General features: G+C 64.4%; 6 protein-coding genes, 2 tRNA genes, 3 rRNA genes and 1 pseudogene (1 of these 12 running past the window's edge). 11 read left to right on the top strand and 1 reads right to left on the bottom strand.

All coding sequences use genetic code 11. The features are described 5' to 3' along the window. The 10 genes and pseudogenes from ACQ86G_RS30560 to ACQ86G_RS30515 form a co-directional block, all read left to right on the top strand. A 16S ribosomal RNA gene (locus ACQ86G_RS30560) occupies positions 1-595 on the top strand (it extends 934 nt beyond the left edge of the window). Between the two features lie 179 nt (positions 596-774). Further along, a tRNA-Ile gene (locus ACQ86G_RS30555) sits at positions 775-851 on the top strand. Positions 852-870: 19 nt separating this feature from the next. Next, positions 871-946, top strand: a tRNA-Ala gene (locus tag ACQ86G_RS30550). A 301-nt stretch (positions 947-1,247) separates the two neighbouring features. Further along, a 23S ribosomal RNA gene (locus ACQ86G_RS30545) occupies positions 1,248-4,127 on the top strand. A gap of 169 nt (positions 4,128-4,296) precedes the next feature. Further along, positions 4,297-4,409: ribosomal RNA gene (gene rrf / locus ACQ86G_RS30540) — 5S ribosomal RNA — on the top strand. The 16S, 23S and 5S rRNA genes sit together here with 2 tRNA genes alongside, the layout of an rRNA operon. Before the next feature lie 1,121 nt (positions 4,410-5,530). Next, positions 5,531-9,103 (top strand): MG2 domain-containing protein, encoded by a 3,573-nt coding sequence (locus tag ACQ86G_RS30535; RefSeq protein WP_431258751.1) that lies wholly within the window; start codon positions 5,531-5,533, stop codon positions 9,101-9,103. Next, positions 9,103-10,397, top strand: a pseudogene (locus ACQ86G_RS30530) (hypothetical protein). Before ACQ86G_RS30535 ends, ACQ86G_RS30530 begins: the two are co-directional and overlap by 1 nt. Beyond that, entirely contained in the window at positions 10,394-12,658 is a 2,265-nt protein-coding gene (gene pbpC, locus ACQ86G_RS30525) for a penicillin-binding protein 1C (RefSeq protein ID WP_431258750.1), read from the top strand. Before ACQ86G_RS30530 ends, pbpC begins: the two are co-directional and overlap by 4 nt. Before the next feature lie 52 nt (positions 12,659-12,710). Then, positions 12,711-13,016 (top strand): hypothetical protein, encoded by a 306-nt coding sequence (locus ACQ86G_RS30520; protein WP_431258749.1) that lies wholly within the window; start codon positions 12,711-12,713, stop codon positions 13,014-13,016. A 203-nt stretch (positions 13,017-13,219) separates the two neighbouring features. Continuing rightward, on the top strand, positions 13,220-15,811 hold the full coding sequence (locus ACQ86G_RS30515) for a chemotaxis protein CheW (protein WP_431258748.1): 2,592 nt from the start codon (positions 13,220-13,222) through the stop codon (positions 15,809-15,811). Positions 15,812-15,869: 58 nt separating this feature from the next. Here ACQ86G_RS30515 and ACQ86G_RS30510 read toward each other — a convergent pair whose 3' ends face one another. Further along, positions 15,870-16,475, bottom strand: coding sequence for a GNAT family N-acetyltransferase (locus ACQ86G_RS30510; protein ID WP_431258747.1), 606 nt, complete (start codon positions 16,473-16,475; stop codon positions 15,870-15,872). A gap of 353 nt (positions 16,476-16,828) precedes the next feature. Between ACQ86G_RS30510 and ACQ86G_RS30505 the strand changes: the two genes are divergently transcribed. Further along, positions 16,829-17,314 carry an SET domain-containing protein gene (locus tag ACQ86G_RS30505; RefSeq protein WP_431258746.1) on the top strand — a complete coding sequence of 162 codons (486 nt, stop codon included), beginning with the start codon at positions 16,829-16,831 and terminating at the stop codon, positions 17,312-17,314. The last annotated feature ends 37 nt before the right edge of the window (positions 17,315-17,351 follow it).

Genomic DNA, 17,351 nt, shown 5'->3' with positions numbered 1-17,351 from the left:
GGATGATGTGGTTTAATTCGATGCAACGCGAAAAACCTTACCTACCCTTGACATGCCAGGAATCCTGCAGAGATGTGGGAGTGCTCGAAAGAGAACCTGGACACAGGTGCTGCATGGCCGTCGTCAGCTCGTGTCGTGAGATGTTGGGTTAAGTCCCGCAACGAGCGCAACCCTTGTCATTAGTTGCTACGAAAGGGCACTCTAATGAGACTGCCGGTGACAAACCGGAGGAAGGTGGGGATGACGTCAGGTCATCATGGCCCTTATGGGTAGGGCTACACACGTCATACAATGGCCGGGACAGAGGGCTGCCAACCCGCGAGGGGGAGCTAATCCCAGAAACCCGGTCGTAGTCCGGATCGCAGTCTGCAACTCGACTGCGTGAAGTCGGAATCGCTAGTAATCGCGGATCAGCTTGCCGCGGTGAATACGTTCCCGGGTCTTGTACACACCGCCCGTCACACCATGGGAGCGGGTTCTGCCAGAAGTAGTTAGCCTAACCGCAAGGAGGGCGATTACCACGGCAGGGTTCGTGACTGGGGTGAAGTCGTAACAAGGTAGCCGTATCGGAAGGTGCGGCTGGATCACCTCCTTTCTAGAGATGACAAGACCGTTGTCTGGCTTAGGTCAGAGAATTGAGTCGAGTCCACATAAGCGAGTTCAGCGCGCCCACACTTATCGGCTGTAGACACACAACAGTGAGTGAGAAAACGCGTGAGCCTGGTGAGCTGGCCTTGCCGGTTGGCGCGATACAGGAGCACGCAAGAAACGCGTGGGTCTGTAGCTCAGTCGGTTAGAGCACCGTCTTGATAAGGCGGGGGTCGCTGGTTCGAATCCAGCCAGACCCACCACGGGGATCGTCAAGATCTTGGGGGATTAGCTCAGCTGGGAGAGCACCTGCTTTGCAAGCAGGGGGTCGTCGGTTCGATCCCGTCATCCTCCACCAATCACTTCACATGGGTGGCAAACCACAGCGTCCAAATGGGCACTGTGGTTTGCCAGTCTCGACTTTTTAGTCGGCTGTTGTTCTTTAACAATTCGTAGAGTCGAATCAGCGTTGCTGGCGGAAAGCTTAGCGCTTCGTAAAGGGGCGCGGCACCGTGCCGCCAGCGACATTTGATTGCGTCAACAAACTTCAACTCTGAAAAGAGTAGAAATTGAAGAACGGCGAACGCGTGATACTCAAATAAATGCTCAAGTTGTTGAGCATCTGTCCTTGACGACATCTGCGGATGTCAAAGTTATAGGGTCAAGTGACTAAGTGCATGTGGTGGATGCCTTGGCGATTACAGGCGACGAAGGACGTGATAGCCTGCGATAAGCTTCGGGGAGCTGGCAAATAAGCTTTGATCCGGAGATTTCCGAATGGGGAAACCCACCTCGATTAGAGGTATCGCATACTGAATACATAGGTATGCGAGGCGAACCGGGTGAACTGAAACATCTCAGTAGCTCGAGGAAAAGACATCAACCGAGATTCCGAAAGTAGTGGCGAGCGAAATCGGAGTAGCCCTCGTGTTTTAGCAGTTGGCATATCAGAACGGAATGGAAAGTCCGGCCATAGCGGGTGATAGCCCCGTATGAGAAATGTCGATTGTGGAACTAGGCACGAATAGAGTAGGGCGGGACACGTGAAATCCTGTCTGAATATGGGGGGACCATCCTCCAAGGCTAAATACTCGTAATCGACCGATAGTGAACAAGTACCGTGAGGGAAAGGCGAAAAGAACCCCGGGAGGGGAGTGAAATAGATCCTGAAACCGCATGCATACAAAAAGTAGGAGCCCGCAAGGGTGACTGCGTACCTTTTGTATAATGGGTCAGCGACTTACATTCAGTGGCGAGGTTAACCGAATAGGGTAGCCGTAGAGAAATCGAGTCCGAATAGGGCGATTCAGTCGCTGGGTGTAGACCCGAAACCAGGTGATCTATCCATGGCCAGGATGAAGGTACCGTAACAGGTGCTGGAGGTCCGAACCGACTAGTGTTGCAAAACTAGCGGATGAGCTGTGGATAGGGGTGAAAGGCTAAACAAACCTGGAGATAGCTGGTTCTCTCCGAAAACTATTTAGGTAGTGCCTCAAGTATTACCTTCGGGGGTAGAGCACTGTTTAGGCTAGGGGGTCATGGCGACTTACCAAACCTATGCAAACTCCGAATACCGAAGAGTACAGCTTGGGAGACAGAGCACCGGGTGCTAACGTCCGGACTCAAGAGGGAAACAACCCAGACCGCCAGCTAAGGTCCCTAAAATTGGCTAAGTGGGAAACGAAGTGGGAAGGCTAAAACAGTCAGGATGTTGGCTTAGAAGCAGCCATCATTTAAAGAAAGCGTAATAGCTCACTGATCGAGTCGTCCTGCGCGGAAGATGTAACGGGGCTAAGCCAGTTACCGAAGCTGCGGATGCACAGTTTACTGTGCGTGGTAGGAGAGCGTTCTGTACGCCTGTGAAGGTGGGTCGTGAGGCCTGCTGGAGGTATCAGAAGTGCGAATGCTGACATGAGTAGCGTTAAAGGGGTGAAAAGCCCCCTCGCCGAAAGCGCAAGGTTTCCTACGCAACGTTCATCGGCGTAGGGTGAGTCGGCCCCTAAGGCGAGGCAGAGATGCGTAGCTGATGGGAAACAGGTCAATATTCCTGTACCGATCAATAGTGCGATGTGGGGACGGAGAAGGTTAGCTCAGCCGGGTGTTGGATGTCCCGGTTCAAGCCTGTAGTCGTGCCTGGTAGGCAAATCCGCCGGGCTTAGATGAGGGGTGATAACGAGTCTGCTTGCAGACGAAGTGAGTGATACCCTGCTTCCAGGAAAAGCCACTAAGCTTCAGCTATTGACGACCGTACCGCAAACCGACACTGGTGCGCGAGATGAGTATTCTAAGGCGCTTGAGAGAACTCTGGAGAAGGAACTCGGCAAATTGACACCGTAACTTCGGAAGAAGGTGTGCCTTTAGTAGGTGATCCATTTACTTGGTTAGCCCAATGAGGCCGCAGAGAATCGGTGGCTGCAACTGTTTATTAAAAACACAGCACTCTGCAAAGACGAAAGTCGACGTATAGGGTGTGACTCCTGCCCGGTGCTGGAAGATTAAATGATGGGGTGCAAGCTCTTGACTGAAGTCCCAGTAAACGGCGGCCGTAACTATAACGGTCCTAAGGTAGCGAAATTCCTTGTCGGGTAAGTTCCGACCTGCACGAATGGAGTAATGATGGCCACACTGTCTCCTCCAGAGACTCAGCGAAGTTGAAATGTTTGTGATGATGCAATCTCCCCGCGGAAAGACGGAAAGACCCCATGAACCTTTACTGTAGCTTTACATTGGACTTTGAACAGATCTGTGTAGGATAGGTGGGAGGCTTTGAAACCCGGTCGCTAGATCGGGTGGAGCCAACGTTGAAATACCACCCTGGTGTGTTTGAGGTTCTAACCTTGGCCCGTTATCCGGGTTGGGGACAGTGTATGGTGGGCAGTTTGACTGGGGCGGTCTCCTCCCAAAGTGTAACGGAGGAGTTCGAAGGTACGCTAAATACGGTCGGAAATCGTGTTGATAGTGCATTGGCATAAGCGTGCTTGACTGCGAGACTGACAAGTCGAGCAGGTACGAAAGTAGGACAAAGTGATCCGGTGGTTCTGTATGGAAGGGCCATCGCTCAACGGATAAAAGGTACTCTGGGGATAACAGGCTGATACCGCCCAAGAGTTCATATCGACGGCGGTGTTTGGCACCTCGATGTCGGCTCATCTCATCCTGGGGCTGTAGCCGGTCCCAAGGGTATGGCTGTTCGCCATTTAAAGAGGTACGTGAGCTGGGTTTAAAACGTCGTGAGACAGTTTGGTCCCTATCTTCCGTGGGCGCTGCAAGATTGAGAGAGCCTGCTCCTAGTACGAGAGGACCGGAGTGGACGCACCTCTGGTGTATCGGTTGTCACGCCAGTGGCATCGCCGAGTAGCTAAGTGCGGAAGAGATAACCGCTGAAAGCATCTAAGCGGGAAACTCGTCTCAAGATGAGTCTTGCCGGGGCCTAGAGCCCCCTGAAGGGTCGTTCAAGACCAGGACGTTGATAGGCTGGGTGTGGAAGCGCAGTAATGCGTTAAGCTAACCAGTACTAATTGCCCGTGAGGCTTGACCCTATAACTTTGACACTCAAAACGTCAAGGTGAGTGGTCACGCAGATCAACTCCCATCCCGGGATGTCTGATCAAAACCGTTCTTCAATCCCTGAAGACGCAATCAAACCAAAGCTGATTTGACTCTACCGAATTGGGCCTGCTGAGCTCCTCAGCAAGCCAACCAGTCAAGCCTGATGACCATAGCGAGTCGGTCCCACCCCTTCCCATCCCGAACAGGACCGTGAAACGACTCAGCGCCGATGATAGTGCGGATTCCCGTGTGAAAGTAGGTCATCGTCAGGCTAATACACCGCCAAACCCCTCGATCAGCAATGATCGAGGGGTTTTGTCTTTTGGAGTTTCAGTTTGATTGGTCTTGATTTGGGGTGCATACGTTTGCTCCGCTAATCTCGGTAGTGCAGCGCCAGATTCGTGTATGTATTCGCCCCTTTTGTGGGACTGTTTTTTTTAGGGCCTCGGAATAGACTGCGCCTCACGTTTGAGCATGGCGAGGGGTTTATGCAGCATTTCTGGAGTGGCGTGAGGCCTTCCCTACTGTTTGCCTTGGCTGCACTCGCTGTCTTGCTGTCTGGTCCACCGGCGCGCGCAGCGGAGATCGCCTCTGTCGTGCCCCAGGGCGAAGTGGAGCAAGTCCAGAACGTTGTAGTGAGGTTCGGCGCGGCAACGTCAAGGTTTGGTGATCCGCGCCTCGCTGCTCCCGTGACGATCCGTTGTGGAGACAGTGCTGCGCAGGGAAGCGGGCGTTGGACCAACGAGCGGGAATGGGTTTTCGATTTCGCTCGCCCACTGGCTGCAGGAACGAAGTGCGTGGTCAAGGCGAGCGAGGGTTTTCAACCCACGGCGCCCGGTGCGGCTCCGGGATGGAGCGGCGCTCGCGAGTTCTCTTTCCAGCTCGGCGCCCCGACGGTCAGGCGGGTGAGTCCTTGGGAGGGGGAAAGATCGAGGAGGATCAGCGATTCCTTCTGCAACTTTCTGGTGACGCCAGGACTGAGACGATTGCGCCCTACATGTGGTGCGAATCGAAGGCGCTTGGCGAGCGCATTCCCGTAGTACTTGGCGATGCTGCCGAACGTGACGCGCTACTCCGTGCGCTGAAGATGGGTGACGCAAAGGATCAGAGGTGGATCCTTGTCCGATGCTCGCGGCCACTGCCGGCAGGCGCGGAGGCCAATCTTGTATGGGGAGCTGGCATCGCCGCAGCGGGGAACGACTCAGTACGGACGCGAGCCGATCGTCGCTTCCGCTTTTCAGTTCGATCGCCGCTGACTGCAGAGTTGTCATGCGAACGCGAACGTGCAAATGCGCCTTGCCTGTCGGTTCGGCCGATCACGGTCAGCTTCTCTGAGCCGATTGGGCGAGACCTGGCATTGAAGGTGCGACTCAGGGCACCGAATGGCGCAACCGTGACGCCTGTGATTCCGACTGAGCAGGAGCAGCAGTCCGCCAAATGGTTGGCTAACGTGCGCTTCCCGGTGCCATTGGCCGAGCAGCAGGACTATCTTCTTGAGCTTCCCGACGGGATCAAGGATGAGAGTGGTCGGCCTCTGTCAAACGCTGCCAGCTTCCCGTTGAAGATTCGAACATCGGAAGCGCCCCCGCTCGCCAAGTTTGCAGCGGCGCCATTCGGGATCGTCGAGTGGGAGTCGGCGGGACCGAGTCTGGTCCCCCTCAGTCTGCGGCATGTGCAGGCTGACCTGCAGCCTCGTTCCGGCGGGCACTTGCGGATCAGAAGGCTGACCGACGATGCCGAGATCCTGAAATGGTACGGACGGCTCTTCCATCAGAACGAATGGGAGGATCGCAAGTCCGAGTGGCTGAAGGACGCATCGGATCTTCAGTCGATGACGGTGCCGCCACCGAATCCGGACAAGGTCATTGATGTGATCGGCGTTCCGCTGTCGCAACCCGGCTATCACGTGCTGGAGCTGAAGTCGCCGCGACTGGGCCAGGCGCTCCTTGATCCGATCCAGCCGATGTTCGTGCGGACGGGGGCGCTCGTCACCAATCTTGGACTCCACGTCAAGGTGGGGAAAGACGACAGCCTGGTATGGGTGACATCGCTCGACAAGGGCAAGCCTGTCGAGGGCGCTCAAGTGTCGGTCTACGACTGTCGCGGCAAATCGCTGTGGCGTGGACGGACCGATGGACAAGGCCTCGCGCGGATTGATCGCCCGAATCTGGATGGCGACAGCGGAAGCGGCCAATGCATCGCCGAATCGGGGCTCTTCATCACGGCGCGTTTCTCGCAGCCGGGAAAAGCCTTGGACCAGTCCTTCATGTTCAGCGGCTGGAGTCGTGGCATTGAGCCTTGGCGCTTCAATGTGCCCATTGCCTGGGGCTCGGAGCGGGCGGCGCGTGCGCACACGGTCACTGATCGGCCGCTGCTGCGCGCCGGTGACACGCTGTCCATGAAGCACTTCTTCCGCTTGGAGACGGTTCAGGGTCTGAGCGATGCCACGCCGGACCAGTTGCCGGACAAGTTGCGCGTCGTGTTCGAAGGCACGGGTGAGGACATCGCCACGCTGGACCTGCGTTGGCAGGGGGGCCGTTATGCGTTGAGCACGTGGAAGGTGCCTGCTGGAGCCAAACTCGGTCGATATCGTTTTGTCATGGAGCGCGAGGGTTCGCGCGGTGGGCGCCGGAGCTGGGACAGCGGCAGCGTCCGTGTCGAGGAATTCAGGGTACCGCTTGTCGATGCGCGCCTCATCCCGCCCAAGACGCCTTCTGCGGGTGCGAAGGAGCAGGCCTGGGCCGCCCAATTGAACTACATGGCGGGAGGCGCCATGGCGAAGTCGCCGGTGGCAGTCAGTGCCATGTTGCAACCTCGCTGGAGCAACTTTCCCGGCTTCGATGATTTCGCCTTCGAGCCACCAGCAGCGGAGGGGCCGCCGGATTCCGAGGGCACAGGCGAGATGGACGAGGGCGACGGGGAGTCTGGCGGTGGGCCCCGCGGAGCAAGCCGGTTGGTGCTGGACAAGCTGGCGTTGCAGACCGACGCGAAGGGAGGGGTGTCGTTCAAGGTGCCGTTGAAGGGTGGCGTCGATCGCCCCACCGAACTGCGCGTCGAACTGAACTACCGGGACCCCGACGGACAGACGCACACCCGCGCGGCCTCCCAGGTCGTGTGGCCCAGTGATGTGATCGTCGGCCTGCGCGCGGCCACGTGGGCGGCCAATGGCCAGGCACTGGCGATTCAGGCCGTGGCGCTCGACACCAACGGCAAGCCGATGGCCAATCGGAAGATCACCGTCGGTGCGCGCCAGATCCAGACACTGAGCACGCGAAAGCGGCTGGTGGGCGGCTTCTATGCCTACGAACATCAGCGCAATCTGAAGGATCTCGGCGAGCTCTGCAGCGGCACGACCGATGCGCTTGGATTCATGCGTTGCGAGGTCAAGCTGAGTCAAGGTGGGCAGATCGAGTTGATCGGTTCCGCCAAGGACGACGGCGGCCGCATGGCGCAAGCCGCCCGATCCCTCTGGGTGACAAAAGCCGGCGAACTCTGGTTTGCGCAGGACAACGACGACCGCATCGATGTGATCCCGGAGCGGCGACGCTATGAACCGGGAGAAACCGCGAGGTTCCAGGTCCGCATGCCCTATCGCGACGCGACGGCGCTTATCACGGTCGAGCGGGAGGGCGTGTTGCACAGCGAAGTCCGTCGTCTGTCGGGTCGCGACCCCTGGGTGGAGTTGAAGATCGATCCCGACTGGACGCCGAATGCCTTCATCAGCGTGATGGTGCTGCGAGGCCGCTTGCGGGAAGTGCCGTGGTACTCGTTCTTTTCCTGGGGGTGGCGCGAGCCCGTGAACTGGTGGCGGGAATGGCGGGCCTCAGGGGACTATCAGGCGCCCACGGCGATGGTCGACCTGTCCAAGCCGTCCTTCAAGCTGGGCATGGCCGCGATCGAGATCGGACAGGCCAGGCACCGGTTGCAGGTCGAGGTCGTGCCGCAGCAAGCGCAGTACGGCGTTCGGCAAAGTGCCCAGGTGACATTGCGGGTGACGCAGGACGGCAAGCCGGTGCCGGATGCCCAGATCGCATTCGCGGCCGTCGATGAAGGGCTGCTCGCGTTGGCTCCCAACCCGAGCTGGAAGCTGCTGGACAGCATGATCCAGACACGCCCCTGGGGAGTCACGACGGCGACCGGGCACAGCGAGATCATCGGTCGGCGGCATTACGGTCGCAAGGCGGTCGCCGCCGGCGGCGGCGGCGGGTTTGCGACGCGCGAGCTGTTCGACACGCTGTTGACCTGGCAGCCGCTGGTGACTGTCGATGCCCGGGGCGAAGCCCGCGTGCGGGTGCCCTTGAACGATTCGCTCACGCGCTTCCGGCTCGTGGCTGTCGCGGATGCACCGGGGCAGCGTTTCGGCACCGGGGAGGGAAGCATCAATGTGAGCCAGGACCTGCAACTGCTCTCCGGGCTGCCGCCGCTGGTACGGGAGGGCGACCGGGTGCAGGCCATGCTTACCCTGCGCAACGCGACGAATCGGGCGATGGACCTCAAGGTGACGCTGGCGGGCAAGGCGAGCGGCGAGGCCGGCGATCAGGCGGTGCCCGCCGACGCTCGAACCGTGAAGCTGGCCGCCGGCCAGGCGCAGGAACTGACCTGGGATGTCCTGGTCCCCGAGGGCGCCCAGCGGATCGTCTGGGAGGCGCAGGCCCAGGAGCAGGGGGCAGCGCCAAGGATGCGATGCGGACCACGCAAGCCGTCGAGCCGGCGGTCCCGGTGCGGGTGCTCCAGGCGACGCTGCGACAGCTCGACGCCCCGTTCAGCCTCCCGGTCGCCGCGCCTGCCGACGCACTGCCCACGCAGGGCATCAAGCGGGGCGGACTCCAGATCGGCCTGCAACCGAAGCTGTCGACGGCACTTCCCGGCATCCGCCGTTATTTCGAGCAGTACCCGTACACCTGCCTCGAACAGCAGAGTTCGAAGTTCATCGCGTTGCACGACGGCCCGGCCTGGGACGGGTTGATGGGACAGTTGGCGACCTATCAGGACCCGGATGGGCTCTTCGCGTACTTCCCGCTGTCGCGGCATCTGACGCAGGGGAGCGACGTGCTGACAGCCCATCTGCTGTCGGTGGCACAGGAAGCCGGCCGGCCGCTGCCGGCGGCGCAACTGGGCAAGGCGCTCGACGGCCTGGCCGCTTTCGTCGAAGGACGGCTGGAGCGCCGCCACTGGTCCCCACGCCCTGACGATGAACCGCGGCGCATTGCCGCGCTCGCCGCCTTGTCCCGTTATGGCAAGGCGACGCCGCGGCAATTGGGGACCGTGGAGGGCCGGAACCTGACGACGTGGCCCACCGGCACCGTCGTGGATTGGCTGGTGCTGCATCAGCGGATGACCGATGCGCCGGATCGTCTCAACCAGATCGCGGCGGCGCAGAACCAGTTGCGCAGTCGCCTGAGCTTTGCGGGGACCACGCTGCGCTTCGTCAACGAGGAGTCCGACGGCTGGTGGTGGCTGATGGGCAGCGCCGATGCGACGGCGGCGCGGGCGATCCTGGCCCTGGTGGATGATCCAGGCTGGAAGGAGGATCTGCCCCGGTTGGTCGTTGGCGCGCTGGCGCGTCAGGAGCGTGGTGCCTGGTTCAATACGACGGCGAACCTGTGGGGCGCCTTGGCGCTCGAGAAGTTCTCCGCGCGCTTCGAATCGCAGCCGGTGAAGGGAAAGACCGAGGCCAGACTGGGCAGCGCGAGCGTCGCGCTCGACTGGTCGACGAAGCCGGACGGCGGCGAGCTCCGTCTGGCGTGGCCCGCGGCCGGCAATGGGACGCTGACTGTCACGCAGGCGGGCGACGGACGCCCCTGGGCCACGGTGCAGGCCTTGTCCGCCGTGCCGTTGAAGGCGCCACTCTCCTCGGGTTACGCGATCAAGCGGACGATCACCGCCGTCTCGCAGAAGGCCGCGCCGCGCTGGTCCCGCGGTGATGTGATGCGGGTGCGTTTGGAGGTCGAGGCTGCCGCCGACATGTCCTGGGTGGTGCTCAGCGATCCGCTGCCCACCGGCGCCGCCGTGGTCGAGGGCACGATCGACACGCAGGGCGAGCGCGCCGAGGGCAGGCGTGGCCCAGCTTCATCGAACGCAGCTTCACTGCGTGGCGCGCCTATTTCGGTTTCCTGCCGCGCGGCAAGCATGTCCTCGAATACACGGTCCGCCTGAACAATGCCGGGCGATTCCAGATGCCGACCACGCGTGCCGAGGCGATGTATTCGCCCGACCGGTTCGGCGAACTGCCGAATGCGACCCTGGAGGTGCAACCGTGACGAAGCCAAGGGCCGCCTGCGTGCGCGGCGGCCCTGCGCGATGGACGGCGGCGCTGGCCGTCGTGCTCCTGGGGGCCGGGGCCGGCGTGTCGGCGCCGGCAGCGGAACTCCCTTCGTTCACGCAGACGCGGGCGTCGCATCCCGTGTCGGATCTCCAACTGCTTGATCGGCGAGGCGAGCCGCTGCAGACCTTGCGCATGGATGCCCGCCGACGCGTGCTCGCCTGGGTGCCGCTGGAGCAGATGTCGCCCTCGCTGCTGCGGGCGATGCTGGTCTCCGAGGACCAGCGCTTCTACGAACACAGCGGGGTGGACTGGTCGGCCATCGCCGCCAGTGCCTGGGCCAATCTCTGGAACACGCGCACCCGCGGCGCGTCGACGGTGACGATGCAGCTCGCGGGCCTGCTCGACGACGACCTGGCCCGGCGGGGTGGTCGCAGCATGACGCAGAAGCTCGGGCAGGCGTGGGTCGCGGGGCGGTTGGAGAAACGGTGGACCAAGGCCCAGATCCTCGAGGCCTATCTGAATCGCGTGCCGCTTCGCGGCGAACTCATCGGCGTGCCGGCTGCGGCACAGGCGCTCTTCGGCAAGCGGGCCGCCGGACTGGACGCGCGGGAGTCCGCGCTGCTCGCCGCGATGCTGCGGGGGCCGAACGCCTCGGCGGACGTACTCTCGACGCGCGCCTGCGGGGTGTTGCGCACGATGCGGCTGGGCTGCGAGGGGCTCATCGACGAGGTCGACGCCGTGCTGCGTCGAAAGGCGCTGTCAGTGGCGGACATGCCGCAGTGGGCGCCGCATTACGCCCGGCTGGCCCTCCGAGCGGACGGTCCCGCGGCACAACGCAGCACGCTCGACGCGACCTGGCAGCGCGTCGCGGTGCAGTCGCTGCGGCGGCACCTGGCCGAGCTGTCCGGTCGCCAGGTCGAGGACGGCGCGGTGCTCGTGCTCGACAACGCGAGCGGGGAGATCCGCGTCTGGGTCGGATCCAGCGGCAGCCAGTGGTCGGACGCGGCCCAGGTGGACCATGTGACCGCGCGCCGACAGCCCGGATCGACGCTGAAGCCCTTCCTGTACGAACTGGCGATCGAGCGCCGCCTGATCACCGCAGCCAGCCTGCTGGACGACTCGCCGGCGCAGATCGCGACCGGGGCGGGGCTGTATCTGCCCCAGAACTACGACAAGCAGTACCGAGGCTGGATCAGCGCCCGGGCCTCGCTCGGCAACAGCCTCAACGTGCCCGCGGTGCGGCTGTCGCTGATGCTGACGCCGGAAGCGGTCTTCGAGCGGCTCAATGCCCTCGGCCTGCAGTTGCCGGAGACCGGCGGCTTCTATGGTCCGTCGCTGGCCCTCGGCAGCGCCGACGTGACGCTGCTCGCCCTCACGAACGCCTACCGCGCGTTGGCCAATGGCGGGCGATATGCCGAGGTGAGTCCGCCGCGCCGTGACCCGGGCAGCCCGCGAAACGACTCGCACCGGGTTGCGGATCCGAAGGCCAGCTTCATCGTCGGTGACATCCTGGCCGACAACAACGCCCGTGTTCTGACCTTCGGACTGTCGAGCGCGCTCGCGCTGCCGTTCCCGGCCTCGGTGAAGACCGGCACCAGCAAGGACATGCGCGACAACTGGTGCATCGGCTGGAGCAGCCGGTTCACCGTCGGGGTCTGGGTCGGCAACTCGAGCGGCGAGGCGATGCATCAGGTGTCGGGCGTGAGCGGGGCGGCGCCGGTCTGGCGCGAAGTCATGCTGGCCCTCCATGCCGGTGGCATCCCGCCACCGGTCGTGCCACCTGCCGGCGTCGTGCCGCAGGTCCTGCGCTTCGACGGCGGCCAGGAGCCCCCGCGGCGGGAGTGGTTCGTCGCGGGCACCGAGCAGCCTGTCATCCGGCCGGCCGGCACTGCCGTGGCGCTCACCAATCCGATCGACGGCGCGATCTATGCGCTGGACCCCGACATCCCGCCGATGGCGCAGCGACTGCGTTTCGCTCACGAGGGCCGGCTGGCACGCGGCGGCCCCGCGACCTGGCGACTGGACGGCCGCGTCATCGGGCGTGGTGCGACCTGGGACTGGCTGCCGATGCCGGGCCGGCACGAACTGGCCTTGCTCGACGTGGAGGGCCGGGTGATCCAGGCGGTGCGCTTCGAGGTCCGTGGTGCCGGCTTGAAGCAGGCGCCCACGGCCGGACCCGACTCCCGTCCCCCCATTCCGCAAGTCAACCGCTCCAAGGCGCAGTTCGTCGCCGCCCCCTGGCGGCCGGGAGGCTGACTTTCGATACTCCCGTCATCGTCGCTAAGATGCAGATTCGCGCGGGGAGACCATGCAAAGCCGACAACAACAAGCGCTGAACGCCGACCGGCCCCTCTGGAGGGTGCTGGGCGTCGCCGTGCTCGGCGCCGTCCTGTGGATGCCGGCCGCGCCGGCCCAGGCCAGCGAGGTCGTCAAGCTGGCCCGGCTGCTGATCACCGGCAAGCGGCAGCCCAGCCGCCCGCCCGCGCCGCAACCGGCGGCCCCGGAACGTGGCACCGACGCCAGCAGCCAGCCCCAGAGCCGTGCATCCGATGGCGAATTGCACGCCCAGACGCAGCGCCGCACCGCGGAGGGTGCTGCCGTCTCGATGGACTGATGCACCAAGCTGTCGCATCCCCGGCGGTTTCCTCCCCAACTCGCGGCATCGCTGCACCAGTAGAGGACTTCGCGCCTGATCGCCGTGCGATCAATGAAGTTAGTCTCGGAAACCGTGCGTTTCTCCCCCTGACAACGTCGTCAACGCGCGCCACACTGCCGCGCGTCGCCTCACGAGGGCGTGATTGTTGGGAGGGAAAAGAGATGACGCAGGGTTCGAACAAGGTCTATCGGAAAGGCCTGCCGTTCAGTGCCGAAGTGGCCCCGTTGCTGGCCGCCATGCCGCTGCTGGAGGAATACCGGGAGCCGCTGCTGCGGCTGCAGGGCGCCTGGGACAGCCTCGCGCTGCTGGGTCAGATGAGCGGCGCGGCCACCGACATGGCCGACACCCGCACCGCGTTCGAGGCGCTGACGGGACGCCTGCTGGACAGTCTGGCGCGCCGGCAATTGCGGCACGCGGTCGGGCATCTGCAGGGGCGTTCGCAGGTGGCGATCGACATCCTGGTGCGCAATCTCTTCGAACGAACCGCCGACGTCGGCTTCCTCGCCAGCGACGGCCCGCTGCGGGCGCTGCTGCAGGCGGACGCGACCGGTGACATCGATGCCGGTGAGGTCGACGCGCTGCGCCGCCGCTTTGCCGCCTACGTCGCCAAGTACTCCGTCTACGACCAGGTCGTGCTGCTGGCCGCCGATGGCCGGCGTCTTGCGGCCCTGGATGAGTCGAGCTGCGCGCCGGTCGTTGACGACCCGCGTCTGCAAGAGGCCTTCGAGCCCGGGCGAGCCTTCGTCGAAGTACACGGACCCACGGCGCTGCTTGGCGGGCGCGGGGGACTGATCTACGCGGCGGCGGTGAGCGGCGGTGAGCGCACCGACGCTGGCGGCGCACGCGGACTGCTCTGCCTGTCGTTCAAGCTCGAGGACGAGATGCTGGGGCTCTTCCGCGCGTTGTGCGCCGGCGTGCCCCGCTCGGTGCTGGTGCTCAAGGACGCGCAGGGCCGTGTGCTGCTGACCTCGGATCCTTGGCAGATCCCGCTCGGCGCGCCGCTGGCGGAGGCCGGCGAAGCGCAAGGATGGCGGCTGGATTTCGCCGGGCGCGACTATCTGGCCTGCGAGAGCACGGCCAGCGGCTACGAAGGCTACTTCGGACCGGGATGGCGGGCGCAGATGCTGCAGCCGTTGCAGCATGCCTTTGCGGATGCGCCGCCGGAGCGCCAGGGCGATCGCGCCCGCGACCTCGACACGCGAGAGTTGTTCGACGAAGAGCTGCGCAGCATTCCCGTCGAGGCGCGGCGCATCCAGCGCGAGCTGTCGCGGTCGTTGTGGAATGGCAAGCTCAAGAGCCGCGCCCACGCCCAACCGGGCGCCGCGGCGGAACAGGGCGGCGGGAATGCTTTCGCCGTGACCCTGCTCAATGAGGTCGAACGCACCGGGGACCAACTGCGGCAGGTGTTCGAGCGTGCGATTGCGCAGCTCGAGGATGGCGCGCTGGACGCGGTCTTCGACGGCGCCGGCTTCCGCGCGGAACTGGCGATCTCCATCGTCAACCGCAACCTGTACGAGCGTGCCAATGACTGCCGCTGGTGGGCGCTCGACGCGCGTCTGCAGCGCGCGCTCGCGGACGGCGACGCCGCCTTGGCGGGGACGGTGCTGGAGAGCATCCATGCGCTCTACACCGTCTACTCGCTGTTGCTGGTCTTCGACAACGCCGGGCGCGTGGTCGCCGTGTCGGATGCCACCCAGTCCCATCACGTCGGGCGAACGCTGCAAGGCGACTGGGTGTCCGGCGCACTCGGACTGCGCGACGCCGGCCAGTACGTGGTGTCGGCGCACGCGCCTTGCGGGCTCTACGGCGAGGACGGACATGCGCCTTGTCTCGTCTACGCGGCCGGCGTGCCGCATCCGGACGGTGCGGCGATGGCCGGCGGCATCGCGATCGTGTTCGACGGCGCACCGCAGTTCCGCGCCATGCTCGGTGCGGCCTTGCCGGATCATGCCGGCGCGGCGGCACTGCTCGTGACGCGCGCCGGCGAGGTCGTGGCCAGCAGCGATGCGCGCTGGTCGCCGGGCGATCGTCTGCCGATGCCGCTGCCCACACTGGCGGCCTTGCCCGCGGACCAGCATGCGACCGGCGAACTCGAGTTCGATGGCCGCGTTCATGCATACGGGCTGGCGATGTCGGGGGGCTACCGCGAATATCGCCGCCTCACGCCGCCCGATGCGACCGACCTCGCGGCACTCGTGGTGCTGCCGCTCGGCGAACGTCTGGCGGCCGGGACGTCGGCCGGCGCGGGCGCGATGCCCGGTGCATTCACGCCGACGTCGCCGACGGGCGCCAGGACGGTCGATGTGGCCAGCTTCCTCGTCGATCACCAGTGGCTGGGCCTGCCCGCGATGCAGGTCGTCGCGGCGCTGGAGCGCCAGCGCATCACCGCCTGGCCCACCGCGCCCGCCGCCGTGCGCGGCATGCTGGGATTCGAAGGCCGCATGCTGCCGGTGCTGGATCTGGGTCAGTTGCTGTTCCACCGCCCCTGTGGCGATGAGGCCGCGTTGATGGTCTGCCAGACCGGTGCAGGCCAGCGCCTGGTGCTGGCCGTGCAGCAGCTGGGGCAGGTGTTCGTGGCGGGCGCGGAGCAACTGCAGCCCAGCCCGACGCGGCCTGGCTGGGCCGCGCAGGCCCAGGTCCACCTGCTCAAGGGCCATGGGCCGCAGATGCTGACGCTGCTGGACAGCGACGACCTGTGGCGCCTGGTCAATGGCGTGGTCGAGGCGCAGGCGCCAGCGCTGACCGTCGATTGATCCTGGATGGATCGTCGATCGACCGGCGCCTGCGGGCGCCGGTCGCCGAGGGCCTCGCTCAGATCGCGGTGCTGTCGATCACGGGCGGCTGCGGATGCAGCCGAGCCATCGTGAACGCATCGACGTAGCGACCGTCGCGCAACGCATAGCCGCGCAGTCGGCCCTCGTGCTCGAAGCCGAAGCGCTCGTAGAGACGGATCGCCCTGGCGTTGTCGGCGAACACGGTGAGTTCGATCCGGAGCACGCCGAGCCAATCGTCCGCCTGGCGCGTGAGCGCGTCCATCAGCGCCGAGCCGACGCCCCGTCCATGGGCTTCGGGATGCACCCCGATGCCCAGCATCATGGCGTGCCGGCGCCGCACCTGCGGCCCGACGGGATGCAAGCCTGCTGAGCCCACCAGCCGCTCGCCGTGGAAGGCCAGCAGGACGAGTTCGCCGCTGTTCGTGTCGGGCACCTTCGAGAATCGCTCCTGCCATGCCTGCTCGGACGGATAGGGCGTCTGGAGCAGCGACGGCTGGACGCCGGGATGCCCCATCAACTCGGCGTGCGCACGGGCGTCTTCCGCGCGTGGACGGCGCAGCGTGAGGCCCTCGGCGATGCGCACGGCGCTGCGGCCGGAGGGGCGATCGTCGAGGGAGCGGGGCGGATTCGTCGAGGGCTGCATCGGAGGTTCTCCTGGTGGGATGGAAGGACCGAGGGCGGAAATGAACAAGGCCCGCGGGGTGCGCGGGCCTTGTCGGGGGAGTTCTGGGGATCGCTTCGGGACCGTGGGTCCTGGATCCTCGGGGGCGTCTACCGCGTTCGACGCCGTCCCTGGCCGCGTGCGCACAGAAGCGCCTGCAGCGGATGCATGCAGCACATCTGGACCAGGCAGGAAGGGCGGATCGCAAAGGACATGCGGGCCAGTATCTTGGTGGCGTGTCGGAGGCGTCAAGCGCGTCCTCCGCCGCACCAGTGGCAACGGCGCGACAATGTGCGTTTCCCCTTTCCGTCGCGGCCGATGCCGCGCGCCGCTTCATGCCTCGACTGAGTTCCGTCGCTGCCGTCGCCACCCCGGCTCCCACCGACGCGCCCTCGCGCCCGAAGGGCGAGCCGCAGCCGGCCGAGCGCTTCGCGCTGGCGGTGGACAAGAGTCCGATCGACGGGCTCGGGGTGTTCGCCGCTGAGTCGATCCCGGCGCGCCGAAAGATCGGCGAGATGCGCGGCGAGATCGTCCCGGTGCGCGAAGCCCGCCGGCGCATCGAGGGCCGACGCCGGATCCATGTGGTCGAGGTGACCGACAAGACCGCGATCGATGCGACGAAGTCCGATTGCGCGCTGCGCCACGTGAATCACAGCTGCGCACCGAACGCGGTGTTGCGCATCCGGCAGGGTCGGGCCGAGTTCTACGCGATGCGTGACATCGACCCCGGCGAGGAGATCTGCGCCGACTACGGCGAGAGCCACCACGAGGGCCGCCTGCGCTGCCGCTGCGGCGCGCCGAATTGCAAGGGCCGGCTCTGAGTCGAGGGTCGCCGGGCTGCGGCCGGCATCCGACGGC

It is taken from the genome of Roseateles chitinivorans (assembly GCF_050632145.1).
GTDB classification, from domain to species: Bacteria; Pseudomonadota; Gammaproteobacteria; order Burkholderiales; family Burkholderiaceae_C; genus Roseateles; species Roseateles chitinivorans_B.
This window is presented reverse-complemented; position numbering and strand designations above follow the sequence as displayed.